Origin of the sequence: Stutzerimonas stutzeri (genome assembly GCF_000935215.1) — a bacterium.
Classification (GTDB): domain Bacteria; phylum Pseudomonadota; class Gammaproteobacteria; order Pseudomonadales; family Pseudomonadaceae; genus Stutzerimonas.
The window spans coordinates 1-10,148 of record NZ_JXXD01000152.1 but is presented as its reverse complement, the minus strand read 5'-3'; the positions used below and the strand labels follow the sequence as shown (position 1 = coordinate 10,148).

General features: G+C 66.3%; 8 protein-coding genes. All 8 read left to right on the top strand.

What is annotated here, in order from left to right; translation table 11 throughout:
* A partial coding sequence (locus LO50_RS16010) for an AMP-binding protein (RefSeq protein WP_044315616.1) occupies positions 1-2,307 on the top strand: 2,307 nt, incomplete at its 5' end.
* Between the two features lie 67 nt (positions 2,308-2,374).
* Positions 2,375-4,297 carry a bifunctional sugar phosphate isomerase/epimerase/4-hydroxyphenylpyruvate dioxygenase family protein gene (locus LO50_RS16005; RefSeq protein WP_044315615.1) on the top strand — a complete coding sequence of 641 codons (1,923 nt, stop codon included), beginning with the start codon at positions 2,375-2,377 and terminating at the stop codon, positions 4,295-4,297.
* A 279-nt stretch (positions 4,298-4,576) separates the two neighbouring features.
* Entirely contained in the window at positions 4,577-7,069 is a 2,493-nt protein-coding gene (locus LO50_RS16000) for a sensor histidine kinase (RefSeq protein WP_044315617.1), read from the top strand.
* Positions 7,070-7,217: 148 nt separating this feature from the next.
* A complete protein-coding gene (gene purE / locus LO50_RS15995) occupies positions 7,218-7,706 on the top strand; it encodes a 5-(carboxyamino)imidazole ribonucleotide mutase (RefSeq protein ID WP_014822018.1) in 489 nt (162 codons plus the stop codon).
* 104 nt (positions 7,707-7,810) lie between these two features.
* On the top strand, positions 7,811-8,896 hold the full coding sequence (locus LO50_RS15990) for a 5-(carboxyamino)imidazole ribonucleotide synthase (protein WP_044315614.1): 1,086 nt from the start codon (positions 7,811-7,813) through the stop codon (positions 8,894-8,896).
* Positions 8,897-8,981: 85 nt separating this feature from the next.
* Positions 8,982-9,233, top strand: coding sequence for a GlsB/YeaQ/YmgE family stress response membrane protein (locus LO50_RS15985; RefSeq protein ID WP_003297756.1), 252 nt, complete (start codon positions 8,982-8,984; stop codon positions 9,231-9,233).
* A 53-nt stretch (positions 9,234-9,286) separates the two neighbouring features.
* Positions 9,287-9,823, top strand: coding sequence for a DUF3299 domain-containing protein (locus LO50_RS15980; RefSeq protein ID WP_014822016.1), 537 nt, complete (start codon positions 9,287-9,289; stop codon positions 9,821-9,823).
* 10 nt (positions 9,824-9,833) lie between these two features.
* Positions 9,834-10,148: uracil-DNA glycosylase family protein (locus LO50_RS15975; protein ID WP_044315613.1), on the top strand; the 315-nt coding region annotated here is incomplete at its 3' end.

Here is a 10,148-nt window from a genome sequence, read left to right as displayed (position 1 = left end):
GCCGAGCGCCACGGGCTGACGCTGATCAGTGCCGAAGCGGCCGCGGACGGCAGCCCGGCGTTGCAGTTCGACATGCCGCTGGCTGCACAGCCGGCCGCCGATGACCTGCCCGAGGCAGACGCCCCGGCGTTCATCCTGCGCAGCTCCGGCACCACGGCGTTGCCCAAGCTGATTCCCTTCACCCATCGCAACATGCTGACCGCCGCCCGCAAGTGGCAGCGCTGGTTCGGCCTGGATGTCGGTGACCGCTGCCTGTGCGTCTCGGCCCCCTATTACTCCCACGGGCTGAAGGTCACCATCCTCACGCCGCTGCTCACCGGCGGCAGCGTCGCCTTTCCGCTCAGCCCGGCCGTGGTGGACCTGCACGAGTGGTTCGAAAGCCTGCGGCCGAGCTGGTATTCCGCCGGCCCAGCATTGCACCGCGCAATTCTCGAAGCGGCCAGCGCGCACCCCGAAGGGTTGGGCACGCAGCGGCCGCGCTTCGCCTCATCCGGCGGCGCGCCGCTGGGACAAGACATCATCGATGCCTTCGAGCAGACCATGGGCTTCCCGCTGCTGGAGCACTACGGCTCCAGCGAGGCCGCGCAGATCGCCGTCAACACCCCGACTGAGCGCAAGGCGGACACGGTCGGTCGGCCCTGGCCGGAAACCCTGAGCATCGTCGACGAGAACGGCATTCCGCTGGCGGCGGGCGAGCGCGGCGAGATCCGCGTGCGTGGCGCGACGGTGATGCCTGGCTATCTCGGCGATGACACGCTCAACCGCGAGGTGCTGCGCGACGGCTGGTTCCACACCGGCGACATCGGCAGCCTCGACGAGGACGGCTTCCTGCGCCTGCATGGACGCCTGCGGGAAGTGATCAACCGCGGCGGCGAGAAGGTCAGCCTGTCGGAAGTCGATGCGGTGCTGTTGCGCCATCCGGCGGTGGCCGATGCAGCGGCGTTCGCCGTGCCGCATCAGCGCCTCGGCCAGGACGTCGCCGCCGCCGTGGTGCTACGCCCTGGCGTGCAGGTGGCGGCCGAGGAGCTGCAGCGCTACCTGCGGGGCGAGCTGGTGTACTTCAAGGTGCCGCGGCGCGTGCAGATCATCGACGCCTTGCCGCGCGGCTTGACCGGCAAGGTGTTGCGGCATCGGCTGGCGGATGCCTACCTCGAGCAGCGCAGCGCGCGGGCCCGGGCCGCGGCGGTGGCCGAGGCGGCGTCCGAACTGGAGCAGCAGGTGCTGGCGCTCTGGCGGCGACTGCTGAAAACCGAGGCGGTCGGCCCGAACGACAACTTTCTCGATTGTGGTGGTGACTCGCTGCTGGCCACCGAAATGCTTGCCGAGCTGGAGCAGATGCTCGGGCGGGTGATCCCCGAGTCGTTGCTGGTCGAGGCGGAGACTGCCCGCGAGCTGGCAGCACGCCTGGAGAATCTTGCCAACCACATCATTCCGGTCATCGATTTCAACGCTCAGCCAGGGCGCACGCCGTTGTTCTGGTTCCACGGCGATTTCGCTCATGGCGGCTACTACATCCGTCGCCTGGCCCGGCTGCTCGGCCCGCAGCAACCGCTGACCGCCATCGCCCCGCATGGCATGGACAACGAGCCGATACCAGAGTCGGTGCAGCAGATGGCGCGTGAACGTCTGCCGCTGATCCTCGCGCGCCAGTCGCAGGGACCGTACCGCATCGGCGGCTACTGCAACGGCGCGCTGGTGGCCTTCGAGGCCGCTCGTTTGCTCATCGAGGCGGGCCATGAGGTGGAGATCGTCGCTCTGATCGATCCGCCCACCGCCAACGTTCGTCCGTGGTCGCGGGCCATCCTGCGCACGCTCGACCGCGTGCTGCCGGACATGCAGCTTGCGCGTGCCTACGAGGCTCTCAGTCGTTTCGGTGAAACCAGCAAGTGGCCCTATTCCAAGCGCTTCACCAACCTGGCCTGGAAGCTGTCGCGGCGCAGCGTGCGCGTGGTGCGGCAGCGGCTGGCAGGCCACGTGCCGACACCGCCGAGCGCGCGTGATCGAGAGGTGCGCGTGCGCTTCCTGCAGTACTCGCTGGTGATGGCGCGCTATCTGCCCCGGCGCATCGATGCGCCGGTGGTGTACTTCTCCGCCGACTACACCAGCCGGGCCTGGCGCGGCATGGGGGCGAGCTTCGAGAGTTACGACGTGCTCGGCGGCCATCATCGCTGTGTCAAGGACTACACCGCCTCCATCGCCACGCCGCTGCGCGCGCTGCTGGAGGATCCGGCTGCGGCAATGCCTGGTCAGAGCGGCTTGATGTTGCCGCTGGCCGAGCCGGGCGAGCGCGATGGTCTGGTGCCCTGATCATGCTCGCGTCGACCCCAGCGCTGCCGCGCAACTTCCCGAGTCACCCGGTAACAGGAGTAACCGCATGAAACGCTCGATCGCCACCGTGTCGCTGAGCGGCACCCTGCCGGAGAAGCTGGAGGCCGCCGCGGCGGCTGGATTCGATGGCGTCGAGCTGTTCGAGAACGACCTGCTCTATCACTCCGGCAGCCCGCAGGACATCCGCCGCCTGTGCGAGGACCTGGGCATTGCCGTCACGCTGTTCCAGCCGTTCCGTGATTTCGAGGGCTGCCCGCGGGCGCGCGTGCAGCGCAATCTCGATCGCGCCGAGCGCAAGTTCGACCTGATGCACGAACTGGGCGTCGACCTGATGCTGCTCTGCAGCAACGTTCAGGCCGACGCATTGGGCGACAGCGAAACGCTTGTGGGTGACCTTGGCCAGATCGCCGAGCGCGCCGGTGCACGCGGGCTGCGCGTGGGCTACGAGGCGCTGGCCTGGGGTCGCCACGTGAAGACCTGGCGGCAGGTCTGGTCACTGGTACAACAGGTCGACAATCCTGCACTGGGGGTGATTCTCGACAGTTTCCATACGCTGGCGCTGGGCGATGACCCGAGCGGCATCGTCGATATCCCGGGCGAGCGGATCTTCTTCGTACAGCTCGCCGATGCGCCGCTGCTGGCAATGGATGTATTGCAGTGGAGTCGGCATTTCCGTTGTTTTCCCGGTCAGGGCGAATTCGACTTGGCGGGCTTTCTCGCACCTGTGCTGCAGGCCGGCTACAGCGGCCCGTTGTCGCTGGAAGTGTTCAACGATGGCTTCCGCGCTGCGCCGCCGCGGGGCATCGCCGCTGACGGCCTGCGTGCGCTTCAGCACCTGGAAGAGAAAACCGGGCAACGTCTGAGTGCCTCGACCAGCCCGGCGCTGGCGCAAACGCTGTTCGCGCCACCGCCGGCACCGCGTTACGAAGGCATCGATTTCCTCGAGTTCGCGGTGGACGAGCCGCACGCCGTGCGCCTCGGCAGCTGGCTGCAGCGTCTTGGCTTCGCCCATGTCGGTCAGCACCGCTCGAAGGATGTGCAGCTGTTTCGCCAGGGCGAGATCAATATCGTGCTCAACGCCGAGCCCTATTCGTTTGCCCACAACTACTTCGAGGCGCATGGCCCTTCGGTGTGCGCCATGGCGCTGAAGATCGACGAAGAGGGGCCGGCGCTGGCGCGTGCCTGCGCCTTTGGCGGCCAGCCCTACCGTGGCCTGATCGGGCCGAACGAGCGGCAGATTCCGGCCGTGCGCGCGCCGGACGGCAGCCTGATCTATCTGCTCGAGTCCGGCGCGCCAGGGCAGAGCAACTACGACATCGACTTTCGCCTGCATGCGGTCGGCCCGAAGGATGCGGGCTTGCAGCGTATCGATCACATGGCTACCGCGCTGCCGGCCGAAAGCCTGGCCAGCTGGGTGCTGTTCTATCGCAGCCTGTTCGATTTCGAGGCTGACAACGAGCTGCTGCTGCCCGATCCCTATGGGCTGATGAAGTGCCGCGCCATGCGTAGCCCCTGCGGCCGCGTCCGGCTGCCGCTGAACACCTCGCAGGATCGCGACACCGTGATCGCCCAGGCGCTGTCCAGTTATCGTGGCGCCGGGGTGCACCACGTGGCGTTCGCCTGCGACGACATCTTCGCCGAGGTAGCCCGGGCGCAGGCGGCCGGGGTGCCATTGCTGGAAATCCCGCGCAACTACTACGACGACCTGGCGGCGCGGTTCGATTTCGACGACGCGCTGCTCGCCGAACTGGCGCGCTACAACGTGCTCTACGACCGCGATGCCGAGGGTGGCGAGCTGTTCCACGTCTACACCGAGCCGTTCGAAGGCCGCTTCTTCTTCGAGATCCTGCAGCGCTGCAATGGCTACACCGGCTACGGCACCGCGAATGTCGCGGTGCGCCTGGCGGCGATGGCCAAGCAATGCCGCCGCTCGGCTCCCAGCGCCACCAGCGTCGCCAGCGCCTGCTGAAACGACGGCGAACTCGACCGCCGGGCTCCAGTGGCCTGTTTGGTAAGTTCAGTTGGTCAATTTCGGTGCCCATGGCCCCCGATACTGCGTTGCTGCTCCTTGCCATAGCCCAGCTATGACTCGTCGCAGCGCCTTGTCTCGGAGCCATGTTCATCCGAACTTGCCTCAACCCACTCACCGCACAGGCCACTAGCTCGACGCCGCGAGCGCGATGCTATGATCACGGCCTCGCCGCGCCTACTGCTGATTATTCGCCTTGCGCGGCCGCTGGAGCCCATCGTGCCCACCTCAAAGCCAATCGGCCTGCGTCAATGGATCTGGCGGGCCTTCGTGCGCAGCGCGCTCATCCCACTGGTGCTGGTGGAAACCGCGTTGATCGCGATCTATCTGCTGACCAACAACGCCATTCGCGACGCTCAGGTCGAGCATCTGCGCGAAACCGCGCTCAACGACCTGCAGGCGGCGGTAAGTCTAGAGTCGCGTCTGATCAGCGAGCAGCTCAGCCAGGTCAGCTCCCTGACCCAGTTGTATCGCAATCTCACCGCGCAGGCGTTGCAGGGCGTCGCGCCGGGACAGGTGCCCGAACTGGCCCTGAGCGACGAGGGCGTGCGCTACAGCCCCAGCGATGACGGCGGTGCCGCCGTGTTCTATTCCAACGCCACTGCCCCCGAGCGGCATGACCTGCAGAAGATCGCCAGGCTGCGGCAGCTGGAACCGCTGATGAAGGAGATCGAAGCGCGCAATCCGCTGGTCGCCAGCCTCTACTTCAACAGTTGGGATAGCTTCAACCATATCTATCCGTGGTTCTTCACGCTCGATCAGTACCCGGCGGACATGGATATCCCCAAGTACAACTTCTATTACCTGGCAGACGCCAAGCACAACCCGTCGCGCGGCGTAGTGTGGACCGATGTCTACCTCGACCCGGCCGGGCACGGCTGGATGATGTCGGCGACCGCGCCGGTGTACCGCGGCGATTTTCTAGAAGGCGTGGTCGGCATCGACATCACCGTCAGCGGCATCCTCGAGCAGATCGGCCAGGTGCAGGTGCCCTGGGGTGGCTACGCCATGCTGGTCAGCGATGATCTGTCGATCATGGCGCTGCCCGAACCTGGCGAAGCGGATTTCGGCCTGGCCGAGCTGACCGAGCATTCGTATCTGGATGCCATCCGCCGCGAGGTGTTCAAACCGGAGGATTTCCAGCTCGATCGCCGCCCGGAAACCGCTGAACTCGCCGCGGCGATCTCCGGGGCCAGCAGCGGCGTACAGCAAGTGATGCTTGGCGGCCGGCCGCAGCTGGTGGCATGGACCACTGTGGCGCAGACCGGCTGGCACCTGCTGGCGGTGGTCGATGAGGCCGCGGTATTTCGCCAGACCAATGCCCTGGCGAGCCGTTACCAGCAGATCGGCTATCTGCTGATTGCCGGGTTGGTGCTGTTCTATATCGGTTTCTTCGCCCTCATGTGGCTGCGCGCACGCCAGCTTAGCGGCGCGCTGCTGACGCCCATCGCCGGCATCTCGCGGATGCTCGGCGAGATTGGCGTCGGCCGCTGGCAGCCGCAGCCGGCCCAGTCGCAGATCCGCGAGCTGGACGAAATGTGCCGTCACACCCAGGACATCGGCAGTCGCCTGGCCTACAGCGAGTCCGAGCGCTGGGAGGCGCAACGACGACTGGAACTGGTGCTGGAAAGCGCAACCGAGAGCCTCTGGGAATATGACATGCCCAACCACCGGCTGCGTATACGCGGCGGTATGGGGACGCGCTTCGGCCTGCCGTCGGGGCAGCTCAGCGATAGCGAGTTCCGTCGCCGTATCCACCCCGACGACTTGCCGCAGGCGCTGGCGCAGATCGAACGCGTCAGCCGTGGGCTGCAGCAGCGCTACGAGGCCGAATACCGCTTCGCCGATACCCAGGGCCACTACCACTGGCTGCTCAGCCGCGGGCGTGTGCTTGAACATGATCCGGATACCGGCGTGGCGAAGATACTCGCTGGTACCCATGTGGATATCGACGCGCTGAAGCGGGTCGAGGAAGAACTACGCGCGGCGACCCTGCAGGCCCAGGCTGCCAGCGAAGCGAAGGGCCGGCTGCTCTCGGGTATCAGCCATGAACTGCGCACGCCGCTCAATGCGATTCTCGGTTTCGCCCAGCTGATGCGCATGGACTGCGACGACAAGAGCCAATCCGAGGCGGCGGAATACCTCGACGAGATCCTGCTTGCCAGTCGCCATCTCAACCAGCTGCTGGGCGAGATTCTCGAGTGGTCCAGCCTGCAGAACGAACCGGCGCAGCTCGAACTGCAGGCGGTGGACGTCTGCAAACTGATGCGCGAGTGCGCCGAACTGGTCTCGCTCGAGGTTCAGCAACGCGGCCTGCATCTGCAGTTGCAGTTGCCGGATGAGCCACTGCAGGTGCTTGCCGAGCCGCGTCGGTTGCGCCAAGTGCTGCTCAACCTGCTGTCCAACGCGATGAAGTACAACGTTCCCGATGGCCACATCAGCCTGCGTACCGAAACCAGCCCGGGGCATGTGCGGCTGTTGGTCGAGGATACGGGATTGGGCATCGAGCCCGCGCAGCAGGCGCAGGTGTTCGAACCCTTCCAGCGGCTCGGGCGCGAGAACAGCATGATCCAGGGCACCGGCATAGGGCTGTCGCTGTGCCTGGAGTTCGCCCGCCTGATGAACGGCCAGCTGGGACTGCACAGCGAACCTGGCGTCGGCAGCCGTTTCTGGATCGAACTGCCACGCCTGGCGCCTGCTGCGCTGCAGTAGCGCGGGGTACTGGCTGGTCACGCCTTGCGCTATACTGCGCGGCTTTCGCGTGGGCGGCCAAGGTCGGTCCGCGACTGTCCAGGCCACGCTCTTTTGCGTGGTTTGTTGTTCTTGACGCGCCCGCGGGCGCCCAATGAGAGGCACGACGATGAGCGCACTGGTAGGCGTGATCATGGGCTCCAAGTCCGACTGGTCCACCCTGAGCCACACCGCCGACATGCTGGAAAAGCTGGGCATCCCCCATGAAGTGACGGTGGTGTCCGCCCATCGCACCCCGGACCTGCTCTTCCAGTACGCCGAACAGGCCGAAGCCCGCGGGTTGCGCGTGATCATCGCCGGCGCCGGCGGTGCCGCCCATCTGCCGGGCATGTGCGCCGCCAAGACGCACCTGCCGGTGCTCGGCGTGCCGGTGCAGTCCTCGATGCTCTCCGGCGTCGATTCGCTGCTGTCCATCGTGCAGATGCCGGCGGGCGTGCCGGTCGCCACCCTGGCCATCGGCAAAGCCGGCGCGATCAACGCCGCGCTGCTGTCGGCGAGCATCCTCGGTCACGAGTTTCCCGAGTATCACCAGGCACTGAAGAAATTCCGCGACGAGCAGACCCAGACCGTTCTGGACAGCCCGGACCCACGCGTCTGAGCCGACCCTGCCGGCGCGGCGACGCCCGCTGGCGGGTATAAACTTGCTTTCCTGCGCCGCGCGACGCGCGCGCTCGATCTGCCGCCTACTGAAGGGCCGTTGATATGAAAATTGGTGTGATCGGTGGCGGCCAGCTGGGCCGCATGCTGGCCCTGGCGGGCACTCCGCTGGGCATGAGCTTCGCCTTCCTCGACCCGGCACCGGATGCCTGCGCCCAGGCCCTCGGTGAGCACATCCGCGCCGACTACGACGACAAGGACCACCTACGCCGGCTGGCCGACGAGGTGGATCTGGTGACCTTCGAGTTCGAGAGCGTACCGGCTGAAACCGTGGCCTTTCTCTCGCAGTTCGTGCCGGTCTACCCGAGCGCCGAATCGCTGCGCATCGCCCGTGATCGCTGGTTCGAGAAATCCATGTTCAAGGATCTCGGCATTCCCACCCCGGAGTTCGCCGATATCCAGTCCCAGGCCGACCTCGACGCTGCGGTGGCCAGCATCGGCCTGCCAGCCGTGCTCAAGACCCGCACCCTGGGTTACGACGGCAAGGGCCAGAAGCTGCTGCGCAAGCCGGCCGATGTGAGCAGTGCCTTCGCCGAGCTGGGTAGCGTGCCGTGCATCCTCGAGGGCTTCGTGCCCTTCACCGGGGAAGTCTCGCTGATCGCCGTGCGCGGCCGCGACGGCGAAACCTGCTTCTATCCGCTGGTGCACAACAGCCACGAGAGCGGCATCCTGCGGCTGTCGGTGGCCAGTAGCAACCATCCGCTGCAGGCGCTGGCAGAGGACTACGTCGGTCGCGTGCTCAAGCAGCTCGACTACGTTGGCGTGCTGGCCTTCGAGTTCTTCGAGGTCGATGGCGGCCTGAAGGCCAACGAGATCGCCCCGCGCGTGCACAACTCCGGGCACTGGACCATCGAAGGCGCCGAGTGCAGCCAGTTCGAGAACCACCTGCGTGCCGTCGCCGGTCTGCCGCTGGGCTCGACCGCCAAGCTGGGCGAGAGCGCCATGCTCAACTTCATTGGTGAAGTGCCGCCGGTGGAAAAGGTCATCGCCATCGAGGATTGCCATCTGCATCACTACGGCAAGGCCTTCAAGGTCGGACGCAAGGTTGGCCACGCCACGCTGCGCTGCCCCGATCGCGCCACCCTCGACCGGCAGATCACCGCCGTAGAGACGCTGATCCCGCATTCCTGACGCCCGGCCGTCAGGCTTCGGCGAACGGTGACAGAGCCCGCGGGTCCGATTGGTTACCCACCTTTCGGACCTCAGGAGCTTATCCATGGGCATCATCGGCACCATCATCATCGGCCTCATCGTTGGCCTCATCGCGCGTTTCCTCAAGCCCGGCGACGACAGCATGGGCTGGATCATGACCATCCTGCTCGGTATCGGCGGCTCGCTGCTGGCGACCTATGGCGGCCAGGCGCTCGGCCTGTACCAGGCGGGCGAAGGCGCGGGCTTTATCGGCGCGGTGGTCGGTGCGATCATCCTGCTGGTCATCTACGGCATGGTCACCAGCCGCAAACATTGAGCCACCGCGGGGGCCGCGCCCAGTGGCCCCGTTCTCTCTCATGTAGTTGCCTTATGCGCACATTCGTCCTCTCGCTGCTCTGCTGTCTCGCAATTGTTTCCCACGCCCAGGCCACGCCGCCCGAACTCGACTGGCTCGAGCTGATGCCGCCCGAGGACCGCCAGGCGCTGGAGGAAATGCCCGAAATCGACCACTCGACGCCGGAAGATGCCGGCTTCAGCGATCAGGGCGGGCTGAAGCAGGACGCCGGGCTGCCGGCGGTGATGTACTCGGCCAAGACCGTCGCCGAACTGAATGGCCGCGAGATCCGTCTGGGCGGCTATCCGGTGCCGCTGGAGAGCGACGCGCGCGGGCGCAGCACCGAATTCTTCCTGGTGCCCTATCCCGGGGCCTGCATCCACGTACCACCACCACCGCCGAACCAGATCGTGCTGGTGCGCTACCCGAAGGGCATCGCCCTGGAGGACATCTACGCGCCGCTGTGGGTCGACGGTCGCCTGCAAATCGAGCCGGTCAGCAACGATCTGGCCGATGCCGCCTATGCGCTGGAAGCCGCCGCAGTCGAGCTGGTCGACGAAAGCGACCTCTGAGGCACCGGTCATGGCGCTACCCACCGAGATATGTCAGGCGCTGCGCGAGCTTGCCGCGCACACCGATGGCATTGATCGACCGGTCTACCAGGTATTCGAGCGTGATCCGCTGGAGCCAATCATCGGTCTTGGCGATGCCGATGCGCCGATCTGCTTCTTCGGCCGTGACCCTGGCCGCGAGGAGGTCCGCCATGGCGAGCCCTTCATCGGCTCCGGCGGGCAGATCGTCCGGCGTGTGCTGTATCGCCACCTGCACGGCGCAGAGATTCCGGACTTCGAGGCGGGGCGGGGGCTTGGCCGGCATTACTTCTGGATCAACACCGTG